The organism is Streptomyces sp. NPDC001634 (assembly GCF_040298185.1).
Taxonomy (GTDB): domain Bacteria; phylum Actinomycetota; class Actinomycetes; order Streptomycetales; family Streptomycetaceae; genus Streptomyces.
Genome location: NZ_JBEOZU010000017.1, coordinates 38915 through 59884, shown reverse-complemented (window position 1 = coordinate 59884; position 20970 = coordinate 38915). Strand labels below are relative to the sequence as shown.

The window sequence follows — 20970 nt, the reverse complement described above, 5'->3', positions numbered from 1 at the left end:
GCAGGGGTGAAACGGCCCGGGACCTCCGTCTCAGGCTCCGTCCTCGGGTCGAGCATGCCCCACGGAAAGCCGGGCGGCCCGGCGTGACTCGCGTCGCCATCCCTGCCCTAGCCGCGCGTGGCACGAAGTGCCACCATGGGGGTGATCCGGGGACGCCGTCAGGGCGCCTCGAGATGACCGAAGGAGCGTTGCGATGACGCAGCTTCCGGCTGCCCAGGGGCAGCCCGCTCAGGGTGCGCTCAAGCCCTCCGACAGCAGCAAGGCGCTGTACGGAGGAAAGAGCACCCGCCGCATTACCGTGCGCGACATCACCGCCGCCAAGGAGCGCGGCGAGAAGTGGCCCATGCTCACCGCCTACGACGCGATGACCGCTTCCGTGTTCGACGAGGCCGGCATCCCGGTCATGCTCGTCGGCGACTCGGCGGGCAACTGTCACCTCGGGTACGAGACGACCGTACCCGTCACCCTCGACGAGATGACCATGCTCTCCGCCGCGGTCGTCCGGGGCACGAAGCGCGCCCTGATCGTCGGCGACCTGCCCTTCGGCTCGTACCAGGAGGGCCCGGTGCAGGCGCTGCGCTCGGCCACCCGCCTGGTGAAGGAGGCCGGGGTCGGCGCGGTGAAGCTGGAGGGCGGCGAGCGCTCCCACCGCCAGATCGAGCTGCTGGTGGAGTCCGGCATCCCGGTCATGGCGCACATCGGCCTGACCCCGCAGTCCGTGAACACCATGGGCTACCGCGTCCAGGGCCGTGGCGACGAGGCGGCGCACCAGCTGCTGCGGGACGCCAAGGCCGTCCAGGACGCGGGCGCGTTCGCGGTCGTCCTGGAGCTCGTCCCTGCGGAGCTGGCGGCCGAGGTGACGCGGGCGCTGCACATCCCGACGGTCGGCATCGGGGCCGGGCCGGAGACGGATGCGCAGGTGCTGGTGTGGACCGACATGCTGGGGCTGACCGGTGGCCGGGTGCCGAAGTTCGTGAAGAAGTACGCGGACCTGCGTGAGGTCATGGGCAACGCGGCCAGGGCGTTCGCCGAGGATGTGGTGGGCGGAACGTTCCCGCTCGAGGAGCACTCGGTGCACTGAGCCTTCCTCGGGGTGCGGTAGTGGGCCGACCGGGGCCGTCTGTGGCTGGTCGCGCCCACGCGGCGGAGCCGCGTACGTCGCCGTCCCGCGCCCCTTACGGGGCGCCCCGCTCACGGGGCGCGCAGCAGCCCGCCGACTTCCCCCATCGGCGGGCTGCTTGCTGTCTGTCGGCGGGCCATCGGGAGCTGTAGGCGAGCTGTCGGCGGTTTGTCGGTGGCCGCTGGCACCTTGGCGGCATGACGCGAATCGACAACAACCCCAGCGACGCCGCCCCGGACGCGGCCGTCACCGTACGGGGGCTGGTCAAGCACTATGGCGAGACCAAGGCACTGGACGGCGTCGACCTCGATGTGCGCGAGGGCACCGTCCTCGGTGTGCTGGGGCCGAACGGCGCCGGCAAGACCACCCTGGTCCGCTGCCTGTCCACCCTCATCACCCCGGACGCCGGCCACGCCGTGGTCGCCGGCTACGACGTCGTACGGCAGCCCCGCCAGACCCGCCGCGTGATAGGCCTCACCGGCCAGTACGCCTCGGTCGACGAGAAGCTGTCCGGCTTCGAGAACCTGTACATGATCGGCCGGCTCCTCGACCTGCCCCGCAAGGAGGCCCGCGCCCGGGCCGACGGGCTCCTGGAGCGGTTCTCGCTCACCGAGGCGGCCAAGCGCCCGGCGTCCACGTACTCCGGCGGTATGCGGCGGCGGCTGGACCTCGCCGCCTCGATGATCGGGCAACCGGCCGTCCTCTATCTGGACGAGCCGACCACCGGCCTGGACCCGCGTACGCGGAACGAGGTGTGGACCGAGGTCAAGCGGATGGTCGCCGAGGGCGCCACCGTGCTGCTCACCACCCAGTACATGGAGGAGGCCGAGCAGCTGGCCTCCGAGCTGACCGTCATCGACCGCGGCAAGGTCGTCGCGGGCGGTCGCATCGACGAGCTGAAGGCGAAGGTCGGCGGCCGTACGCTGCGCATCCGCCCGGCGGACCCGCTGGAGCTGCGCCCGACGGCCGCGGCGCTCGACGAGTTCGGCCTCACCGGTCCCGGCCACGCGACCGTGGACGCCGGGACCGGCACCGTCCTCGTACCGATCCTCAGCGACGAGCAGCTGACTGCGGTGGTCGGCGCGCTCACCGCCCGCGGCATCACGCTCGCCGACATCACCACCGAACTGCCCAGCCTGGACGAGGTGTTCCTGTCCCTCACCGGCCACAAGGCCAGTGCCCCGCAGGACGCGTCCCCCGCCCGCGAGGAGGTCGCCGTATGAGCTCCGCCACCATCACCTCTCCCCCGGTCCCCGTCGAGGGCCGCATCGGACTGCGCGGCAATCTGCGCCACATCGGCGCGCTGGTCCGCCGCAACCTGCTGTGGATCCGCCAGGACCCGGAGTCCATGTTCGACGCCGTCCTGTTCCCGATCACCTTCTGTCTGCTGTTCGTGTTCGTCTTCGGCGGCGCGATCGCGGGCACCCACAACCGGCACGCGTACGTCAACTACGTGGTCCCCGGCCTGATGGCGATGATGGGCATGAACATCGCGCAGGGCGTCGGCACCGGGTTCAACGAGGACTTCCACAAGGGCGTGATGGACCGATTCCGGTCCCTGCCGATCAGCCGCGCCTCCGTTCTGATCGCCAAGATCACGGTGGAGATCGGGCGGATGCTCGTCGCCACGGCGATCCTGCTCGCGGTGGGCTTCATGCTCGGCCTGTCCGTGTCGAACGTACCGGGCCTGTTCGCGGCCATCGGCCTCTCGGTCGTCTTCGGGTTCGGGGTCATGTGGATCTTCCTGACCCTTGGTGTGGTGCTGAAGAGCGCCCAGGCCGTCCAGGGGATGGGGTTTCTCGTGCTGATGCCGCTGCAGTTCGGTTCGTCGATCTTCGCCCCGACCAGGACCATGCCGGGCTGGCTCCAGGCCTTCACCGACTACAACCCGCTGTCGACGCTGGCGGACGCCGCCCGCGGCCTGATGAACGGGCACGAGCCGATCGCCCACGACGTGCTGATGACGCTCGCCTGGTCGGCCGTCCTCACCCTGGTCATGGCGCCGATCGCCATCCGCAAGTTCAACAACAAGAGCTGACGCACCGCACGAGCACAGCCGGTCCGCGTCAGACGAGGGCGGCGGCCTCCTCGAAGGAGAGGCCGTCGCCCTCCGCGTAGGCCGCCTCGTACGCCGCGTCGCCCAGCGAGGCCCGGGCACCCGCCTCGGCGTCGGCGCGTATCTCGCGCTCCGCCGGGCTCCGGAAGTGGCCGGGCGGCAGCAGCCGGTCTGCGGCGGCCAGACACCGGGCCGCGTCCGGGGCGCGGTGCCCGCCGTCCAGGCCGGTGAGCGCGACCGCCGCAGTGACCAGATGCACGGAGAACATGTGCGGCGCGATCACCCGGGCCATCCTGTCCGAGGCCCGCGCAAGGGCCGCGCGCACCTTGGGCAGCGCCTCGTCGTACCGTCCGTCCGTCGCGTCCAGCCAGGCGTCCAGGCCGAGCACGAAACCGTCGAAGACCACGAAGGCGACGCCCGCGAAGTCCCTGCGCAGCAACCGGAGCTGCTCGCGCGCCTCGGCCACCCGATCCGTGCGGCCCAGCCACATCGCGAGGAACAGGCGCGCGGCGGGCATGCCGTCGTTGAACGAGCCGGAGGCCTCTTCGACGACCTGGCGCAGCAGCCGCTCACCCGGCTCGCTCTGCCCCGCGTCGAGCAGGACGCTGCCGAGGCGGGCGCCGAGCACGGTCATCTGGGAACGGGCGCCCAGCTGTTCGGCGTACTCGCGGGCGGCCTCGTAGTCGGCGGCGGCGAGCAGGTATTCACCGCGGCGTTCACGGGCCTCTCCGCGGGCGGACAGGGCCTCGGCCGCGCCCCAGGTGTCCCCGATCCGGCGGAAGATCTCCAGTGCTTCGTCCGCGTCCCGGGTCGCGTCCCCCGCCCAGTCGCTGCGGTTGGCGAGGATGTTGGCCCGCATCTGCAGGGTCTGGGCCAGGTCCCAGGTGTAACCGAGCTCGCGGCAGGTGGTGACGGACTCGTCGATGACCGCGCGCATGCGGTCCTGTTCGCAGGAGAACAAAACAGCAAAGAACCACAGGAAGCCGGGCATCCGGCAGGTCTGCGGCTGGCCGGGGCGGTAGGTCTCGCTGATGACCCGCAGCCTCTCCCTGGCGTGCGATGTCTCCCACGCCTGGATGTCCATGTCCATGCAGGCCAGATGGATGAGATGGGCCCCGCGGCGGGCCTCGTCGAGGAGGTCCGGGCGCATCGGCGGCGGGGCGTCCGTACACCTCTCGGGGATGTCCGGCACCGGTCGGGCGGGCGCCGTGAAGGGATCGGGGCCGAGGGCGACGACCGCGCTGGACCAGGTGCGGACCTCGGATTCCAGATCGCGCATCTGCCAGTACCAGGCCAGGGAGAGCAGCAGGCACAGCGCCTCCTGCTCGTCGCGGGCGGCGACGGCCCGGCGCAGGGCGGTGCGCAGGTTCTCGTACTCCACCTGGAACCGTTCGACCGCGGCGCGCTGGCCCGACGAGCGCAGCAACGGGTCGGTGGTGCGGGCGAGTTCCCGGTAGTGGATGAGGTGGGCGCGCTCGGCGTCGGGTCGCTCGCCGGACTCGTCGAGCCGTTCGCCCGCGTACTCGCCGACGGTCTCCAGGAGCCGGTAGCGCATCTCTCCGTCGCCCGAGGGTGCGGCCACCACCAGGGACTTGTCGACGAGCGAGCCGAGCGCCTCCAGTGCGGCGGGCCCGCACACGGCCTCGGCGGCGGTGAGGTCGCAGCCGCCGGAGAAGACGGACAGCCGGCGCAGTACCGCGTGCTCGTCCGCGTCGAGGAGGTCCCAGGACCAGTCGACGACGGCCCGCAGGGTCTGCTGCCGGGGCAGCACGGTGCGGCTGCCGGAGGTGAGCAGCCGGAACCGGTCGTCGAGCCGGTCCGCGATCTGCCGCGGCGACAGCATCCGGAGCCGGGCGGCCGCCAGCTCGATGGCGAGCGGGAGTCCGTCGAGGCGTCGGCAGATCTCGGCGGCGGCCGCTGCGGTTTCTTCGTCGGCGTCGATACGGAAGCCGGGGCGGGCGGCGGCGCCGCGGTCGGCAAGCAGCTTCAGCGCGTACGGCTGCGGCAGCGGCTCCACCGGGCGCAGCAACTCACCCGGTACGCCGAGGGGTTCGCGGCTGGTGGCGAGGACCGTCAGCTCGGGGCAGCGTTCGAGGAGATGCTCGACGAGGTGGGCGGCGGCGTCCACGACGTGTTCGCAGTTGTCGAGGATGAGCAGCATCCGGCGCCGCGCGCAGTGCTCGGCGAGCCGGACGAGCGGGTCGTCGTGCCGGTCGGTGACGACACGCATCTCCTCGGCTCCGGCACCGCGCAGCACGGTCTCGCGCGCCCCGACGGCGGTGAGCACGGCCTCGGGCACGGCCTCGGGGTCGTCGACCGGCGCCAGCTCGGCCATCCACACCCCGTCCCGCGCCGCGTACGCCACGGCTTCGGCGGCCTCCTGCGACAGCCGTGTCTTCCCGGCGCCGCCGGGCCCGAGCAGGGTGACGAGCCGGGCGGCGGCGAGATCACCGCGAATGGTGTCGATATCGGCGTCCCGCCCGACGAAGGAGGTCAGCCGGGCGCGGAGGTTGCCGGGGGGCAGGGGTGCGACGGCGTTTGTCTTGTGCGGGGGCGTCCGGGAGTGGCTGGAGGTACGGGCTTCGGTCTCGGGGGTGCGCGTCCCGGTCTCCCCGTGCGGCCCTGCGGGAGCGGTGCCATGTCCGGCAGGCTCCCCCGGCTCGAGCAACTGTGCGTGCAGTGCCCGTAGTTCGGGACCAGGGTCGGAGCCGAGACGGTCCGCGAACAGGTGCCGTACGTCCTCGTATGCGGCCAGGGCCTCCGCCGGGCGGCCCGCGTCGCGCAGGGCGCGCAGGCGCAGTACCTGGAGGGGCTCGTCCAGCGGGTGCAGGTCGCACAGGGCGGTCAGCTCGGGCAGGTACTGCTCGCCCTGGCCGAGGGCGAGGGCCGCGGTGAGGCGGGCGCGGTGCGCGTCGAGCCGGCGGGTCTCCCAGCGGGCGGCCTCGGCGGTGCGGTCCGGGAGGTCGGCGAGGGCGGGCCCGTGCCACAGGCTCAGGGCATCGTCGAGGACGACCGCCGCCTTCGCGGGGTCGCCGTCGGCCAGGGCACGCAGGCCCTCGCCGGTCAGCCGCTCGAAGTGGTGCAGGTCGACGTCGTCCGGCGCCGCGGCCAGCCGGTAGCCGCCGTCCGCCGACTCCACCTCGCCCTGGCCGAGCGTCCGGCGCAGCCGCCCGACCAGCGCCTGCAGGGCACCGGTGGCGTCGGCGGGCGGGTCACCGTCCCACACCTCCTCGACGAGGAGGCCGGCGGGAACGGCCCGGCCGGTTCGCAGGGCGAGGACGGTCAGCAGGGCACGCAGCCTGGCCCCGCCGACCGGCACGGGTGTGCCGTCGGCGCGGAGTGCCTGGGTGGTGCCGAGAATGCGATAGCGCACGGGGTCCATTGTCTCCGGGGACGGCAGGACTCCGCTCAGCGGTTTCCGGCACCCGGCTTCAAATGCGGGCGAACTGGGAGGAGTCGAGGGTGAGGGTCTGGTCGGCCACCGGGATCTCGATCTGCTTGCCGAAGGGTCCGGACTGGGCGCACTGGTAGACACCGTTCTCCGGCTGGGTCAGCAGCTTCCAGGAGGCGGAGAGAACGTCGACGATGAGATAGGCCGGAATACCGCGGAGGGCGTAATGCTCCGGCTTGGTGCTGTAGTCACGGTTCTTGCTCTCCGGTGACACGACCTCCACCACAAAGGGCAGCAGTCGCTCGTCGAACTCGCTCCTCCCCGCGTCCCACTGGCCTTCCGGGAGGGCGGAGACGTCCGGTTCGGGCGCGTATCCCTCGCGTGCCGGAATGATCTTGAACTCGCCGATCGGCGTCCAGCCCGGCATGCCTGCCTCGATCTGGTTCAGGATGCGCCGTTGAGTCGTGAGGTGCGCCTGTGTGACAGGTACCACAGTGAGTCCGTTCCGTGTCAGGCGGAGCCGCAGCCGCCTGGGCAGCCGGATACTCTCGAGCGCGTCCGCCACCCACTCATCGGTAATGGTCACACCTCCTTGGTCGGGTCGATTCCAGCCTATCGAGTACCAGGAACCAGTGCTGGTCCGCAGGACGTTCCCCCCACATCACCGATACGGTCGACCCACCACCGCAGCCTCTCACCTGACTCCAGGAGCCCCATCCCATGACCACCGCCGCCACCCGGCGCAGCGACCGCAGGATCAGCCCCGTCTTCGTCGGGATCCTGGCCGTGACGGCGGTCACCGGCTGGGCCACCTGGAGCGGTTTCGCCGAGCAGCCCGGGGTTGCCGTGTTCCTGTTCGTGACGGCCGCGTGGATCGTCTCGCTGTGTCTGCACGAGTACGCCCACGCGCGCACCGCCCTGCACGGCGGCGACATCACGGTCGGCGCGAAGGGCTATCTCACGCTCAACCCGCTGAAGTACACGCACGCACTGCTGAGCATCGTCCTGCCGGTGATCTTCGTGATCATGGGCGGGATCGGTCTGCCGGGCGGCGCGGTCTTCATCGAGCGGGGCCGCATCCCGGGCCGCTGGCGGCACAGCCTGATCTCGGCGGCGGGCCCGCTGACCAACGCACTGTTCGCCGTCGTGTGCACGGCCCCGTTCTGGCTGCACGCGGTGGACGGGGTGCCCCGGGACTTCCAGTACGCGCTGGCCTTCCTGGCCCTGCTCCAGGTGACGGCCACGATCCTGAACTTCCTGCCGGTGCCGGGCCTGGACGGGTACGGGGTGATCGAGCCCTGGCTCTCGCACGGGGTGCGCCGCCAGGTGGAGCCGTTCGCGCCGTTCGGTCTGCTCGCCGTGTTCGCGATCCTGTGGATGCCCTCGGTGAACAGGGAGTTCTTCGACGCGATCTACTCGCTCCTGAACACCCTGGGCATCGACGACGTGCACCGCTACTGCGGCCAGGAGCTGTACCGCTTCTGGCAGGGCACGAACGAGTTCTGCTCGTCGGGCGGCTGATCCCGCAGCCGGTACTCGGCCGGACTCGGCCGGGACTCAGCCGGTGACGGAATTGCGCCGGGCGCGGTCGCGGCGGGCGTAGTACCACGTCATGTTGGACGTCAGTCCCGCGAGCAGGATCCAGACGATCCCCAGCCAGCTGCCCATGACGAAGGAGACGACGGCCGCGGCGACGGCGAGGACGCAGACCGTGAGGGCGTAGAGGGCGAGGCGGGGCATGGGTCGGCTCCTGTCGGGGGACACTGCTTCGACTTCGACGACCAGTGTCCCCCATGAGGTCATACGTCCGTGATCCGGAGCCCCGCGTGCGCCTTGTACCGCCGGTTCACGGAGATCAGGTTCGCCACGAGGGACTCGACCTGGTGGGCGTTGCGCAGCCGCCCCGCGAAGATGCCGCGCATGCCGGGGATCCGGCCGGCCAGCGCCTGCACGATCTCGACGTCGGCGCGCTCCTCACCGAGGACCATCACATCGGTGTCGATCTGGTCGACCTCGGGGTCCTGGAGAAGGACGGCGGACAGATGGTGGAAGGCCGCGGCGACCCGCGAGTCCGGCAGCAGTGCGGCGGCCTGTTCGGCGGCGCTGCCCTCCTCCGGCCTGAGCGCGTAGGCGCCCTGCTTGTCGAAGCCGAGCGGGTTGACGCAGTCGACGACGAGTTTGCCCGCCAGCTCCTCGCGCAGGGACTCGAGGGTCTTGGCGTGGCCCTCCCACGGCACGGCGACGATCACGATGTCGCTGCGCCGGGACGTCTCGGCGTTGTCGGCGCCCTCGACGCCGTGGCCGATCTCCTCGGCGGCGGTCTGCGCGCGCTCCGCGGCACGCGAGCCGATGATCACCTTCTGGCCGGCCCTGGCGAGCCGGTAGGCGAGGCCCTTGCCCTGCGGTCCGGTACCACCGAGCACGCCGACGACGAGCCCGGAGACGTCGGGAAGGTCCCAGGGGTCCTTGGCGGGGGCCTTGGGTGCACTGTCGGAAGAGGTCATGGGCCGACTCTACGTGCGCCCCGGCCCCGTACGCCGCTCGGGTGAGGGCCCTCACGGGAATCCGGCGGACGGCGATCGTCTTCGGTCCGGTGCCCGTGTCGGGCGAATTCGCGGTGAACCCGCGGTCAGGAGTGGCCGGTTACGGCAGGATGTTTTCGCATGGACGCCGTACGGGTCGCGCTGCTGCGGGAAGTGCTCGCCGGGACCGAGTGGCTGGGGGCCACGCGGCGGTTCGCCGGGGCGCTGCGGGGGTCCGTGGTGTCGTACGGGGGCGGGCTGCTGCTCGTGGGCACCGAGGCGTACGAGCCGTGGCATCTGGCGGCGCACCTGGTCGACGAGGCGGCGTGGTCGGGGACTCCGGAGCTGTCGCCGACGCTGGTGCGGCACGGGGCGCGGGCTACGGATCCGGCGCATCTGGCGGTGGGGCTCGGACGGCTGTCGGCGGCGCGGCGCGGGGAGACTCTGCTGGTGGTGTCGCCCGCCGCCCCGGGGGCCGGGCTGCTGGAGCGGGTCCACGACGCGCGGCGGGCCGGCGCGACGGTGCTGGCGCTGGAGTCCGGGGACCGCGACCTCACGGCCATGGCGCACGAGTCGCTGACGGTACTTGCGGACACGGACCTCGGTCTGGACACGGTGCAGCACTTGGTGAGTGCGGCGGCGGGTGAGAACGCGCTGCCGGCCCCGCGGGGACAGCGGCGCTTCCGGGACCGGTTGTCGCGCCTGGCCGACCAGTTGACGGCGCCGCCGCCGGCGCGGTGGTGAGCGGCCGGAAAACCAGTTGTCCGGGGCGTCGGTTCGGCTGAGCATGGCCCGTCGTGACCGACGATGCGCCCGCCTCCCCCGTAACAGTTCCCGAACCGGCCGTGGCAGCCGAGGACGCGCCGTCCCCAGGCTCCCCGGCCGCCTCCCGGCTGCGGGCGCTGCTCCCGGACCTCGCGCCCTGGCGCGCGTCGGCGGACTTCCGCAGGCTCTGGCTGGCCGGGCTGATCACCAACTTCGGCACGTTCCTCACGTTCGTCGCGGTGCCGGTGCAGCTCAAGGACCTCACCGGCTCGGCGGCGGCGGTGGGCGCGATCGGTGCCGTGGAGCTCGTACCGCTGATCGTCTTCGGTCTGTACGGCGGCGCGCTCGCCGACGCCTACGACAAGCGGAAGCTGATCCTGTTCACCGAGGCCGGTCAGGGCCTGCTGTCGGCCGTGCTTCTGTTGAACGCGCTGCTGCCCGAGCCCGCCGTCTGGCCGCTGTACGTCGTCGCCGCCCTGTCCTCCGCGCTCGGCTCGCTCCAGCGCCCCGCCCTGGACTCCCTCGTGCCGCGCATCGTCGCGCACGACCACCTCCCGGCCGCGGCCTCGCTCAACTCGCTGCGCTGGACGGTCGGCGGGGTCGCGGGCCCGGCGGTGGCGGGCGTGGTCGTCGCGTACGCAGGGCTCGGCGCGGCGTACGGCGCGGATCTGGTGACCTTCGTGGTGTCGGTGGCGCTGGGCCTGGGGCTGGCTGCATCGCCCGCCGCCCGCGAGGCCGCCGGACCGTCACTCAGATCGATCGCGGAGGGCGCGCGGTACGCGTGGAGCCGCAAGGAACTCCTGGGAACGTACGTCGTCGACATCGCCGCGATGTTCTTCGCGATGCCGCTGGCGGTGCTGCCGTTCCTCGCGGACGAACTGCACGCCGAGTGGTCGCTGGGGCTCATGTATGCGGCCGTTCCGGCCGGATCGCTGATCGTGTCGCTGACCAGCGGCTGGACGTCACGCATCCATCGGCACGGGCGGATGGTGGTCCTCGCGGCGGCCGGGTGGGGGCTTGCGATCGCGGCGGCGGGGGCCGCGGGAAACGTCTGGCTGGTGCTGCTCTTCCTGACCCTGGGCGGCGGCCTCGACATGGTCAGCGGGATCTTCCGCGGCGCGATGTGGAACCAGACGATCCCCGACGAACTGCGCGGCCGCCTGGCAGGTATCGAGCTGCTGTCGTACTCGGTCGGCCCCCAACTGGGCCAGGTCCGCTCGGGCGGCACAGCGGCGTGGACGAACGTCCGCACGTCGGTGTGGTCCGGCGGCCTGCTGTGCACGGGCGCGGTGGCCCTGATGGCCCTGTGCCTCCCGGGCCTGATGCGGTACGACGCGCGCACCAACGAGCACGCGGTGGCCCTCCGGGCGGAGCGGGAGGCTGGGGGCCGCCGCCCCCAGACCCCCGCATCGGCCTGAACGGCCTCGTCCTCGAACGCCGGACAGGCTCAGTGGCGCTTCAGTCGTCGTCCGGCTCTCCCGCGGGCGTGTCGTGCCACCGCGGGTCCGTCTCCCACTCCTCGTTCCGTTCCTGGGCGATCTCCATCGCGTGCTCCGCCTCCTCGCGGGACGCGTACGGCCCGAAGCGGTCCTTCGCAGGGCACTCGGGGCCCTCTTCGACCTTCTGGTGGACCAGGCAGTAGTACCACTCTCCGGGCTTCCCGACCGTCCGCTTCCTGAACAGCGCCATCGCAGGAGCTCCTTTCACCAGGGCCATGGTCCCGCACACCCGCTGGATACACTCGCTGGCATGACTGGCCAGTCGCTGCTCGTACCAGGAGAGCTGTCTCCCACCCGTTCCGTACCCGGAAACATCCGCCGCCCCGAATACGTGGGCAAACCCGGGCCGGCCCCGTACACCGGTCCGGAGGTGCAGACCCCCGAGACCATCGAGGCGATGCGCGCAGCCGGGCGGATCGCGGCGCAGGCGATGGCGGAGGCCGCGAAGATCATCGCTCCGGGCGTCACCACGGACGAGCTGGACAAGGTCGCGCACGACTACATGTGCGACCACGGCGCCTACCCTTCCACGCTGGGCTACCGCGGCTTCCCCAAGTCGCTGTGCACCTCGGTCAACGAGGTCATCTGCCATGGCATCCCGGACTCCACGGTCCTGCGCGACGGCGACATCATCAACCTGGACGTGACGGCGTACATCGGCGGCGTCCACGGCGACAACAACGCCACATACCTCGTCGGAGACGTGGACGACGAGTCCCGGCTGCTGGTCGAGCGCACCCGCGAGTCCCTCGAACGCGCCATCAAGGCCGTCAAGCCCGGCCGCCAGATCAACGTCATCGGGCGGGTCATCGAGTCGTACGCCAAGCGGTTCGGTTACGGGGTCGTGCGGGACTTCACCGGGCACGGGATCAACTCGTCGTTCCACTCAGGGCTGATCATCCCGCACTACGACAGCCCGCACGCGACCACGGTGATCCAGCCCGGCATGACCTTCACCATCGAGCCCATGCTCACGCTCGGCACGCACGAGTACGACATGTGGGACGACGGCTGGACCGTGGTGACGAAGGACCGCAGGCGGACCGCCCAGTTCGAGCACACGCTGGTCGTGACGGAAACCGGCGCGGAGATCCTCACGCTGCCGTAGCCGCACCCGTGCACACCATGAGAGCCCGCTCCGTCCACGGAGCGGGCTCCTTCGTGTGGACCGGACCGGCCTCGGGTGGGTACGCCCCGGGATCCGGGGTACCGTTTTACCGACAGGGTGTCGGTAAAACCTTGGAGGTCCCATGCACACGCCGGACACGTCCCGCACGGCGTTCTCGGCACTCATCCGCACCGCGTCCCTCGATCAGCACAGGGAGGCGAACACCTCGGCGTTCATCAGCGGCCTGCTGGGCGGCAGACTCGGAGTCGACGCGTTCACGCGGTACACCGAGCAGCTGTGGTTCGTGTACGAGGCCCTGGAGTCCGGCGTCGAGCGGCTGACCGCCGACCCGGTGGCCGGCCCCTTCGTACGGCCGGAGCTGTTCCGGCTGACCGCGCTGGAGCGGGACCTGGCGCACCTGCGCGGTCCCGAGTGGCGGGAGCACATCACGACGCTGCCCGCGACACGGAGGTACGCGGCGCGGGTACGGGAGTGCGCCGAGCGGTGGCCCGGCGGATACGTCGCCCACCACTACACCCGCTACCTGGGCGACCTCGCCGGCGGTCAGATCATTCGCGACACGGCGGAGAGGACATGGGGCTTCTCCCGGAAGGGTGACGGCGTCCGGTTCTATGTGTTCGAGGGGATCCCCAACCCGGCGGCCTTCAGGAGGACGTACCGGACACTCCTGGACGGGATCGGGGTGGACGACCTGGAGAAGCAGCGGATCGTGGCCGAGTGCAGGCGGGCGTACGCGCTCAACACGGCGGTCTTCCGGGCGCTGAGCGAGGAGTTCCCGCTGAGCGCGTAGCGACGGTCAGCGCTCCAGGAACACCCTGCCTCCGACCTCCACCCACCCCTCCGGCTGCGGTGCCGTCAGGATCTGCGAGCCCGCCCCCTGGACGATGTTCAGCGCGCGGCCCAGCCGGGCCGTCAGCAGCAGGGCCGCCGCGCCCGTCGCCTCGTCCTCGTCGATGCCGTCGTCCCGGCCGGGGAAGGCGCGGGCGCGGATGCGGCCCGCGGGCTCGTCCTCCCAGGCCCAGGCGTAGATCCACTCCCCGGGCGGAGGCACGGGCAGGTCGTCCACCTCGGCGGCCGTCGCGTACTGCCGCAGCGTGCGCGGTGGCGCCCACTCCGGGCGGGCCTCGATCCAGCTGAACTCGCCGTCCAGGCGGACCCCCACCACCCCGGCCGGGGTGACGAGTTCGGGCACGTCGAGCAGCCAGGCCGTGCCCACGCAGGGGTGCCCGGCGAACGGCAGCCGCAGGGTGGGCGTGTAGATGTCGATGACGCCGCGCTCGGGGTCGTCGACGAACACGGTCTCGCTGAAACCGAGCTTCGCGGCGAGCTCCTGGCGGTCGCTCCGCTCCGGGATGATCGAGCCCTCGCGGACGACGCCGAGCTCGTTGCCGTATCCGCCGCTCGGCCCGCAGAAGACGCGCAGCACGTCGTAGTCAGTCACGCGGGCATTGAAGCATCACGCGGGGCGGCGGGGGCGTCCCATGCGGAGGCAAACGGTTCACCCAGCCGAACCACCTCTTGCTTGACCTTTCCTTGACCATGCTTTGGGGCTCGTTTTGAGTCGTCGTGATCAAGCCGTTTCTGTGATCTTCTCGTGGCGCCGATTCAAGGGCCGGGTGGGTATAGCCGAGGTAATGCTCAGGTAAGTTAGGTAAGCCTCACCACACCGCGCGGGCTCCCTCCGCGCGGTTCGTCCGTCGTTCTCCAGGAGACTTCATGCGAGCCGTCCGGCTGTCCGTCCTCACCGCCGCCACCGCGGCGGCTCTGACCGTCGTAACCGGGTGCACGGAGAAGAGCGCGGCGGAGGACTCCGACCACCTGATCCAGGTGACCGCGACCGACTCGAAGTGCGAGCTGTCGAAGAAGGAGTTCCCGGCCGGGCACATCGAGCTGGCGGTCGAGAACAAGGGCGCCAAGGTGACCGAGGTCTACCTGCTCTTCCCGGACGACCGGATCGTCGCCGAGCGCGAGAACATCGGCCCCGGCACCGAACAGAAGGTCACCGCCGAGGTGAAGGCCGGTGACTACCGGATCGCGTGCAAGCCGGGCATGAAGGGCAAGGGCATACGCCAGGACGTCACGGCCACCGGCAGCGGCAGTGCCGCCAAGCGGAACCCGAAGCTCGACCAGGCCGTCGCCGACTACCGCGAGTACGCGCAGGAGCAGGCCGACCAGACCCTGCCCAAGGCCAAGGCCTTCACCGAGACGATCAAGGCCGGTGACCTGGAGGCCGCGAAGAAGGCCTACGCGCCCTCGCGTCTGGGCTGGGAGCGCACCGAGCCCGTCGCCGAGTCCTTCGGCGACATCGACCCCAAGGTCGATGTCCGTGAGGACGGTCTGGAGGACGGCCAGGACCCGGCCACGGACTGGACCGGCTGGCACCGCCTGGAGAAGGCCCTGTGGCAGGACAAGAAGATCGGCGACCGCGAGAAGGAACTCGCCGGCCGGCTGATGAAGGACCTCACCGACTGGCAGAAGCGAGTCGGCAAGGCCGAGATCACCCCGACCTCCATGGCCAACGGCGCCAAGGAACTGCTCGACGAGGTCGCCACCGGCAAGGTCACCGGCGAGGAGGACCGCTACTCCCACACCGACCTCGTCGACTTCAAGGGCAACGTCGAGGGCGCGCAGAAGGCGTACGAGCTGCTGAAGCCGGTCGCGCAGACGAACGACTCCGCCCTGACGACGGAGCTGGACAAGCAGTTCGCGGCACTGAACACGCTGCTCGACAAGTACCGCTCGGACAAGGCCTCCTACGACTTCGTCTCCTACGACAAGGTCGGCAAGGACGACCGCAAGCAGCTCTCGGACGCGGTCAACGCGCTCGCGGAGCCGCTGTCGAAGCTCGCCGCCGCGGTCGTGAAGCAGGGGGCCGGATCATGACGGACTCGACCACTCCTGAGACCTCCTCGTCCGCGCCCTCGCGACGTGCGCTCATCGGCTGGGGCGGTGCGGGCCTCGCGCTGGGCGCCGCCGCGGCAGGCGGTGCGGTGGCCATGGCCCGTACGGGCGACGACATGGACCCGGCCGCGGCCGCGACCGGCGCCGCAGTCGAATTCCACGGCGCCCACCAGGCGGGCATCGCCACGCCGGTGCAGGACCGGCTGCACTTCGCCGCGTTCGACGTGAAGACCGACGACCGCGCCGAGTTCGTGCAGATGCTCAAGGACTGGACGGCGGCCGCGCGGCGGATGACCGCGGGCCAGGCGGTCGGCGGGGGCGCGTACGGCGGGCTCGCCGAGGCGCCGCCGGACGACACCGGTGAGGCACTGGGTCTCAAGCCGTCGCGGCTGACGCTGACGATCGGCTTCGGGCCGTCGCTCTTCCAGAAGTTCGGGCTCAAGGACAAGCGGCCCGAAGCGCTGGTGGACCTGCCCAAGTTCCCCGGCGACAACCTGGACAGGTCCCGCACCGGCGGCGACCTGTGCATCCAGGCCTGTGCGGACGACCCGCAGGTCGCCGTGCACGCGATCCGCAACCTGGCCCGCATCGGATTCGGCAAGGTGGCCATCCGCTGGTCCCAGCTCGGTTTCGGCAAGACCTCGTCGACCACGCCGGACGCCCAGACCCCCCGTAATCTCATGGGGTTCAAGGACGGCACCCGCAACATCGCGGGCACCGAGACGGACCGGCTGAAGAAGTTCGTGTGGGTCGGCGACGGCGACGGCGCCGCGAACTCGGCGTGGATGACCGGTGGTTCGTACCTCGTCGCCCGGCGCATCCGCATGAACATCGAGACCTGGGACCGCACTTCGCTGCAGGAGCAGGAGGACGTCTTCGGCCGTGACAAGGGCGAGGGCGCCCCGGTCGGCAAGGCGAAGGAGCACGACGAGCCGTTCCTGAAGGCGATGAAGCCCGACGCGCACGTCCGGCTCGCGCACCCCGACTCCAACAACGGGATCACGATCCTGCGCCGGGGCTACTCCTTCACCGACGGCACCGACGGCCTCGGCCGCCTGGACGCGGGCCTGTTCTTCCTCGCCTACCAGCGCGACGTACGCAAGGGATTCATCCCGCTGCAGCGCAGGCTGTCGGCGTCCGACGCGCTCAACGAGTACATCCAGCACGTGGGTTCGGCCGTCTTCGCCGTCCCGCCCGGCGTCCGCGACAAGGACGACTGGTGGGGCCGGACGCTGCTGACCGAGGAGGCGTAGCCAGTGTTCTCCAACTATCTGATCGGCCTGCGCGAAGGGCTGGAAGCCAGTCTCGTCGTCTGCATCCTGATCGCCTACCTGGTCAGGACCGGCCGCAGGGACGCCCTGAAGCCCATCTGGATCGGCATCGGGATCGCGGTCGCCATCGCGATGGGCTTCGGCTGCGTCCTCGAATTCGGCTCCCAGGAGCTGACGTTCCAGGCGCAGGAGGCGCTCGGCGGCTCCCTGTCGATCCTCGCGGTCGGCCTGGTGACCTGGATGGTCTTCTGGATGCGGCGCACCGCCCGGCATCTGAGGTCCGAGCTGCACGACAGGCTTGATGCGGCCCTGCAGTTGGGCACGGGCGCGCTGGTCGCCACCGCCTTCCTCGCCGTCGGCCGCGAAGGCCTGGAGACCGCGCTGTTCGTCTGGGCTTCCGTGCACGCGGCGAGCGACGGCACCCCGCGCCCGCTGATCGGCGTGGCGCTCGGCCTGGCCACGGCGGTCTTCCTCGGCTGGCTGTTCTACCGCGGCGCCCTGAGGATCAACCTCGCCAAGTTCTTCACCTGGACCGGCGGCATGCTGGTCGTCGTCGCGGCAGGCGTGCTCGCGTACGGCTTCCACGACCTGCAGGAGGCCGGCTGGCTCCCGGGCCTGACGCACCTGGCCTTCGACATCAGCGACACCATCCCGCCGGACAGCTGGTACGGCACCCTCCTGAAGGGCGTGTTCAACTTCCAGCCCGACCCGACGGTCCTTCAGATCACGGTGTGGGCTCTGTACCTGGTCCCCACACTCGCCGTCTTCCTCGCCCCGGTAGGGTTCGCCTCCGGGAAGGGGAAGGTGAAGGTCACTGATGAGCAGGGATCGCGGGGATCGCAGCCCTCGAACGCTTCGTAGTCTGCACCGGTTCGCCCTGGCAACGGCGACGACGGCCGTTCTGTCCGTGACGGCGAGCGGCTGCGTGGTGGTCCACGGCGAGCGGGAGGTCGTACCGACGGCGACACGTGCCGAGGCCGCTCGTGCGCTCAAGGACTTCACCGCCGCGTACAACAAGGCGGACAAGGCGAACGACCGGTCCCTGGACGCGGACCGGGTCACCGGCGCGCTCGCCGACATCGACCGCGGCAAACTGGAGGCGGGCCACAAGACCAACCCGGGCGGCAACCCCAGCCACGTCCCGCTCAAGCTGACGGACGCGAAGTTCACGATCCCCGCCAAGGCGGGCTGGCCGCGCTGGTTCGTCGCCGACACCCGCGCCAACAAGGGCAGCGCGGACGCCCATTGGCTGCTCGTCTTCACGCGCTCCGACCCCAACAAGGTGTGGGCGGTGTCGTATCTGACGATCCTCGCGGCGGGCGACGTACCGACGTTCAAGACCGACAAGGACGGCCGGGCCGAGCCCGTCACCAAGGACGACGCGGCGCTCGCCGTGCAGCCGCGCAAGCTCTCCTCGGCGTACACGACATACCTGCAGAACGGCGGGAACACCTTCGCGCCCGGCACGCACACCTCGCAGTGGCGGGCCACCCGGCAGGAGAACGCACGTCGGCCGGGTCTGGCCCGGCAGTACATCGACGAGCCCCTGACGAACGGCGACTACGCCCCGGTGGGGCTGCGCACCACGGACGGCGGCGCACTGGTGTTCTTCACCACGCGCCACTACGAGAAGCAGACAGCCGCGCAGGGCGTGAACATCAACATCACCGACCCCAACATCAAGGCCCTGCTGACCGGCGAGCCCAACCAGTCCCTGACGCTGGAGTTCGTCTCCAACCAGGCGGTACTGGACCCGACGAAGGGTCAGGTGAAGTTCCTGAGCCGGGTGGAGGGGCTGACGGGGGCCACAGGGGAGTAAGGGCGGCGCCGGGGCTCAGGACCGGTGGGGCCAACCGGCGAGCCGGTCCTCGGAGGCGGCCCCGGCATACCGGGCGCATGCGTCCGTGAGGGCCTCCAGCAGGCTCAGCGGGTCCGGCAGCGCGTGCTCCGGGCCCCGTACCCATGCGACCGTCAGGTCACCGGGCAGCCGTGCTGGCGGTACGAGCACGTACGAACCCCGGCAGTGCCAGCGCAGCCCCGGGTGCTCGTCCATCGTCTCCGGGTGGCAGTCCAGTGCGCAGGGCCACCACTCGTCCTCGTCCTCGGGTGTACCGCGCGTCAGCGTGAAGAACAGCATGCGCCCGTCACCGGTCGTGGCGACCGGCCCCACTTCGACGCCGGAGCCGAGCAGCCGCTCCAGGGCCTCGTCACCGGCCTCGCGCGGGACGTCGAGCACGTCGTGCACCATCCCGGTCGCGGTGATGAAGTTCGCCTCCGGCTGGTGGCGGGCCCAGCGCTCGATCTGCGCCGTGTCGGTGGTGGACTGCGTCTGCCAGGCGAAGGAGACGGGATGGCGGGCGGGCGTGGGACAGCCGACGCGGTCGCAGGAACAGCGGTAGCCGGCGGGATGCGCGGCAGGCGCGAGCGGCAGCCCGGCGGCGGCAGCGGCCAGCAGCATCGCCTCACGGCCGCCGTCGCCGGCGTCCTCCTCGAGACGGGCGGGACGACGTCCGCGCAGCCACTGGGAGATCCTGCCCTGCCCGCTCGTGCGGCGGCCGAACTCTGCGCTCATCTATCCCCTCGCCTCACTGCCGTGGTCCGGAAGCATGCCCTATGGTCCCACCATCCTGCGCCTCGGATGACCGGAGTCCACATCCGGGGTACCTGGGGCGATGCCAACCGCGGACCTGGATCAGGGGTTATTGCGGAATTTCGCGCGATGTGTCCGGCCGGCCGGTGGGCGAGGGCGCGCCGGGCTGCGGCGGCTGGTCCTGGCCGGGCGGCGGCCAGGCGTCGCCCCAGTCCGCGTCGCGGGCCGCCTTGTAGAGCACACCGTGCCGTTTGGTCACGGTGTCTCGGCGCAGGGACTCGTCCGGGCTGCACAGGTCGAGGAGCACCTGGCCCTTGCGGATCTGCGGTTTGCGCACGACCCGCGAGGCGGCCGGCGTCACCGGGAAACGGGCCGCGGCGACGTAGCTGAACTTCTCGTCCTCGTACGGCAGTGAACCGCCCTTGACCTGCCGGTGCAGCGAGGAACGGCTGACCCGGGCGGAGAAGTGGCACCAGTCCTCGCCGGGGACTATGGGGCAGGCGGCGCTGTGCGGGCAGGGGGCGGCGATGTGGAAGCCGGCTGCGATAAGCCGGTCGCGGGCCTCGATGACGCGGGTGTAGCCGTCCGGGGTGCCGGGTTCGATGATCACGACGGCCTGGGCGGCGGTGGCCGCGGCGTCGACTACCGAGGCGCGGTCGGCGTCGGTCAGCTCGCCGAGGACGTACGAGACGGTGACGAGATCAGTGCTCTCTATGGTGAGCGCCGATCCGATACGAGAGCGGTGCCACTCGGCGGTCTTGAGCGCCGGGTTGGCGGCGGCGATCTCCCGGCCCAGCGCGAGCGCGGGCTCGGCCCAGTCCAGCACGGTGACCGGGCGCTCCCCGTCCCAGGTCGCGCTCACGGCCCAGGTAGCCGCACCGGTGCCGCCGCCGACGTCCACATGACTCGTCGGCGCCCACCCGGGCACGGCGTCCGCGAAGGCGTCCAGCGCCGCGCGGACCGCCTCGAACGTCGCGGGCATCCGGTACGCGGCATACGCGACCACGTCGGAACGGTCCCTGAGCACGGGCGCGTCGGTCGGGGTCCGCCCCCGGTAGTTGGCGATCAGCCGTTCCACGGCCTGAGCGGCCTGCCGGGGCGGAAGCCCGTCGAGCAGCCCGGCGAGGGCGGCACGGAGGGTGTCGGCTGGGGAGACGGGGGCGTTCACGTGCTGATTCTATGGGCGGGGCGGGGGTGTGAGCGGTGCTCACGGTGGAGGGCGGTGCTCACGTCCGCGAGCGGTGCTCACGCGAGAGAGTGGCGCTCACGCGAGAGAGTGGCGCTCACGCCGGAGAGCGACGCTCACGCAAGAGGGCGGTACTCGCGGCGGAGGCGGTGCTCACGCCGACGGGCGGCCGGTGCTCACGTCGGAGAGCGGTGCTCACGCCGGGCAGTGACGGTGGCGCGGGAGGCCGGTGGCCACGCGGAAGATCAGTGCTCACGCTGAAGACCCGCACTCACGCCTGAAGATCGGTGCTCACGTCGGAGAGCGGTGCTCACGCCGGGCTGTGGCGGTGGCGCGGGAAGCCGGTGGCCACGCGGAAGATGAGTGCTCACGCTGAAGACCCGCACTCACGCCTGAAGATCGGTGCTCACGCCGAAGATCGGTGCTCGCTCTCTAGAGCACCGCTCTCCGTCGAGGTCGGCATCCACCACCATGTGCACCGCGCCCAATGCGAGCAGTGCTCACAGCCGGGAGCGGTGCCCACACCCACGAGCAGCGCTC

20 protein-coding genes are annotated in these 20970 nt (G+C 71.2%); 12 read left to right on the top strand and 8 right to left on the bottom strand.

The features are described 5' to 3' along the window. Positions 1 to 193 precede the first annotated feature (193 nt). The 3 genes from panB to ABT186_RS13690 all read left to right on the top strand — a co-directional run bounded on the left by panB (position 194) and on the right by ABT186_RS13690 (position 3158). Complete coding sequence (panB, locus tag ABT186_RS13700) at positions 194 to 1081, top strand: 3-methyl-2-oxobutanoate hydroxymethyltransferase (RefSeq protein WP_351225420.1); 888 nt, start codon at positions 194 to 196, stop codon at positions 1079 to 1081. Between the two features lie 236 nt (positions 1082 to 1317). Then, positions 1318 to 2343 (top strand): ATP-binding cassette domain-containing protein, encoded by a 1026-nt coding sequence (locus ABT186_RS13695; RefSeq protein ID WP_351925152.1) that lies wholly within the window; start codon positions 1318 to 1320, stop codon positions 2341 to 2343. Beyond that, positions 2340 to 3158, top strand: a complete 819-nt coding sequence (locus ABT186_RS13690) for an ABC transporter permease (RefSeq protein ID WP_351225416.1) — start codon at positions 2340 to 2342, stop codon at positions 3156 to 3158. Before ABT186_RS13695 ends, ABT186_RS13690 begins: the two co-directional genes overlap by 4 nt. Before the next feature lie 28 nt (positions 3159 to 3186). Here ABT186_RS13690 and ABT186_RS13685 read toward each other — a convergent pair whose 3' ends face one another. Together ABT186_RS13685 and ABT186_RS13680 are read right to left on the bottom strand one after the other, a co-directional pair. Further along, positions 3187 to 6558 (bottom strand): AfsR/SARP family transcriptional regulator, encoded by a 3372-nt coding sequence (locus ABT186_RS13685; RefSeq protein WP_351925150.1) that lies wholly within the window; start codon positions 6556 to 6558, stop codon positions 3187 to 3189. Positions 6559 to 6607: 49 nt separating this feature from the next. Continuing rightward, a complete protein-coding gene (locus tag ABT186_RS13680; protein WP_351225412.1) occupies positions 6608 to 7153 on the bottom strand; it encodes a Uma2 family endonuclease in 546 nt (181 codons plus the stop codon). A 134-nt stretch (positions 7154 to 7287) separates the two neighbouring features. On the opposite strand from ABT186_RS13680, the gene ABT186_RS13675 reads away from it, so the two are divergent. Beyond that, on the top strand, positions 7288 to 8088 hold the full coding sequence (locus ABT186_RS13675) for a site-2 protease family protein (protein ID WP_351225410.1): 801 nt from the start codon (positions 7288 to 7290) through the stop codon (positions 8086 to 8088). A 36-nt stretch (positions 8089 to 8124) separates the two neighbouring features. Here ABT186_RS13675 and ABT186_RS13670 read toward each other — a convergent pair whose 3' ends face one another. Both ABT186_RS13670 and npdG read right to left on the bottom strand, forming a co-directional pair. After that, a complete protein-coding gene (locus ABT186_RS13670) occupies positions 8125 to 8307 on the bottom strand; it encodes a hypothetical protein (protein WP_351225408.1) in 183 nt (60 codons plus the stop codon). A gap of 59 nt (positions 8308 to 8366) precedes the next feature. After that, on the bottom strand, positions 8367 to 9071 hold the full coding sequence (gene npdG, locus ABT186_RS13665) for an NADPH-dependent F420 reductase (RefSeq protein WP_351225406.1): 705 nt from the start codon (positions 9069 to 9071) through the stop codon (positions 8367 to 8369). 159 nt (positions 9072 to 9230) lie between these two features. On the opposite strand from npdG, the gene ABT186_RS13660 reads away from it, so the two are divergent. Then, positions 9231 to 9833 (top strand): hypothetical protein, encoded by a 603-nt coding sequence (locus ABT186_RS13660; RefSeq protein ID WP_351925148.1) that lies wholly within the window; start codon positions 9231 to 9233, stop codon positions 9831 to 9833. Positions 9834 to 9934: 101 nt separating this feature from the next. After that, entirely contained in the window at positions 9935 to 11272 is a 1338-nt protein-coding gene (locus ABT186_RS13655) for an MFS transporter (protein WP_351225434.1), read from the top strand. Positions 11273 to 11312: 40 nt separating this feature from the next. On the opposite strand, the gene ABT186_RS13650 is transcribed toward ABT186_RS13655, so the two are convergent. Continuing rightward, the gene (locus ABT186_RS13650; protein WP_351225402.1) at positions 11313 to 11543 is read right to left on the bottom strand and encodes a hypothetical protein; all 231 of its coding nucleotides are present in this window, start codon (positions 11541 to 11543) and stop codon (positions 11313 to 11315) included. A 60-nt stretch (positions 11544 to 11603) separates the two neighbouring features. Here ABT186_RS13650 and map point away from each other — a divergent pair, with 60 nt between their 5' ends. Both map and ABT186_RS13640 read left to right on the top strand, forming a co-directional pair. After that, the gene (gene map, locus ABT186_RS13645) at positions 11604 to 12461 is read left to right on the top strand and encodes a type I methionyl aminopeptidase (protein WP_351925146.1); all 858 of its coding nucleotides are present in this window, start codon (positions 11604 to 11606) and stop codon (positions 12459 to 12461) included. Between the two features lie 142 nt (positions 12462 to 12603). Then, a complete protein-coding gene (locus ABT186_RS13640) occupies positions 12604 to 13272 on the top strand; it encodes a biliverdin-producing heme oxygenase (protein ID WP_351225398.1) in 669 nt (222 codons plus the stop codon). A gap of 6 nt (positions 13273 to 13278) precedes the next feature. Here the strand turns inward: ABT186_RS13640 and ABT186_RS13635 are convergent, their stop codons facing one another. Next, on the bottom strand, positions 13279 to 13923 hold the full coding sequence (locus tag ABT186_RS13635; protein WP_351225396.1) for a PhzF family phenazine biosynthesis protein: 645 nt from the start codon (positions 13921 to 13923) through the stop codon (positions 13279 to 13281). Positions 13924 to 14198: 275 nt separating this feature from the next. On the opposite strand from ABT186_RS13635, the gene efeO reads away from it, so the two are divergent. Genes efeO through ABT186_RS13615 form a run of 4 tightly spaced genes read left to right on the top strand, consistent with a single transcriptional unit; the run spans position 14199 to position 18473 of the window. Then, positions 14199 to 15365 carry an iron uptake system protein EfeO gene (gene efeO, locus ABT186_RS13630; RefSeq protein WP_351925144.1) on the top strand — a complete coding sequence of 389 codons (1167 nt, stop codon included), beginning with the start codon at positions 14199 to 14201 and terminating at the stop codon, positions 15363 to 15365. After that, positions 15362 to 16636 (top strand): iron uptake transporter deferrochelatase/peroxidase subunit, encoded by a 1275-nt coding sequence (efeB, locus tag ABT186_RS13625; RefSeq protein WP_351925142.1) that lies wholly within the window; start codon positions 15362 to 15364, stop codon positions 16634 to 16636. Before efeO ends, efeB begins: the two co-directional genes overlap by 4 nt. 3 nt (positions 16637 to 16639) lie before the next feature. After that, positions 16640 to 17515, top strand: a complete 876-nt coding sequence (gene efeU, locus ABT186_RS13620) for an iron uptake transporter permease EfeU (protein WP_351225390.1) — start codon at positions 16640 to 16642, stop codon at positions 17513 to 17515. Further along, on the top strand, positions 17472 to 18473 hold the full coding sequence (locus ABT186_RS13615; protein ID WP_351225388.1) for an SCO2278 family lipoprotein: 1002 nt from the start codon (positions 17472 to 17474) through the stop codon (positions 18471 to 18473). Before efeU ends, ABT186_RS13615 begins: the two co-directional genes overlap by 44 nt. Positions 18474 to 18488: 15 nt before the next feature. Here the strand turns inward: ABT186_RS13615 and ABT186_RS13610 are convergent, their stop codons facing one another. Continuing rightward, positions 18489 to 19226, bottom strand: coding sequence for a bifunctional DNA primase/polymerase (locus ABT186_RS13610; RefSeq protein ID WP_351925140.1), 738 nt, complete (start codon positions 19224 to 19226; stop codon positions 18489 to 18491). A gap of 127 nt (positions 19227 to 19353) precedes the next feature. After that, a complete protein-coding gene (locus ABT186_RS13605) occupies positions 19354 to 20412 on the bottom strand; it encodes a small ribosomal subunit Rsm22 family protein (RefSeq protein WP_351225384.1) in 1059 nt (352 codons plus the stop codon). Positions 20413 to 20970 lie beyond the last annotated feature (558 nt).

Excerpts from the sequence above, each read along its gene's own strand:
- panB (WP_351225420.1), top strand. The coding sequence starts at position 194 with ATGACGCAGCTTCCGGCTGCCCAGGGGCAGCCCGCTCAGGGTGCGCTC.
- ABT186_RS13695 (WP_351925152.1), top strand. The coding sequence starts at position 1,318 with ATGACGCGAATCGACAACAACCCCAGCGACGCCGCCCCGGACGCGGCC.
- ABT186_RS13690 (WP_351225416.1), top strand. The coding sequence starts at position 2,340 with ATGAGCTCCGCCACCATCACCTCTCCCCCGGTCCCCGTCGAGGGCCGC.
- ABT186_RS13685 (WP_351925150.1), bottom strand. The coding sequence starts at position 6,558 with ATGGACCCCGTGCGCTATCGCATTCTCGGCACCACCCAGGCACTCCGC.
- ABT186_RS13675 (WP_351225410.1), top strand. The coding sequence starts at position 7,288 with ATGACCACCGCCGCCACCCGGCGCAGCGACCGCAGGATCAGCCCCGTC.
- ABT186_RS13670 (WP_351225408.1), bottom strand. The coding sequence starts at position 8,307 with ATGCCCCGCCTCGCCCTCTACGCCCTCACGGTCTGCGTCCTCGCCGTC.
- npdG (WP_351225406.1), bottom strand. The coding sequence starts at position 9,071 with ATGACCTCTTCCGACAGTGCACCCAAGGCCCCCGCCAAGGACCCCTGG.
- ABT186_RS13660 (WP_351925148.1), top strand. The coding sequence starts at position 9,231 with ATGGACGCCGTACGGGTCGCGCTGCTGCGGGAAGTGCTCGCCGGGACC.
- ABT186_RS13650 (WP_351225402.1), bottom strand. The coding sequence starts at position 11,543 with ATGGCGCTGTTCAGGAAGCGGACGGTCGGGAAGCCCGGAGAGTGGTAC.
- map (WP_351925146.1), top strand. The coding sequence starts at position 11,604 with ATGACTGGCCAGTCGCTGCTCGTACCAGGAGAGCTGTCTCCCACCCGT.
- ABT186_RS13640 (WP_351225398.1), top strand. The coding sequence starts at position 12,604 with ATGCACACGCCGGACACGTCCCGCACGGCGTTCTCGGCACTCATCCGC.
- efeO (WP_351925144.1), top strand. The coding sequence starts at position 14,199 with ATGCGAGCCGTCCGGCTGTCCGTCCTCACCGCCGCCACCGCGGCGGCT.
- efeB (WP_351925142.1), top strand. The coding sequence starts at position 15,362 with ATGACGGACTCGACCACTCCTGAGACCTCCTCGTCCGCGCCCTCGCGA.
- ABT186_RS13615 (WP_351225388.1), top strand. The coding sequence starts at position 17,472 with ATGAGCAGGGATCGCGGGGATCGCAGCCCTCGAACGCTTCGTAGTCTG.
- ABT186_RS13610 (WP_351925140.1), bottom strand. The coding sequence starts at position 19,226 with ATGAGCGCAGAGTTCGGCCGCCGCACGAGCGGGCAGGGCAGGATCTCC.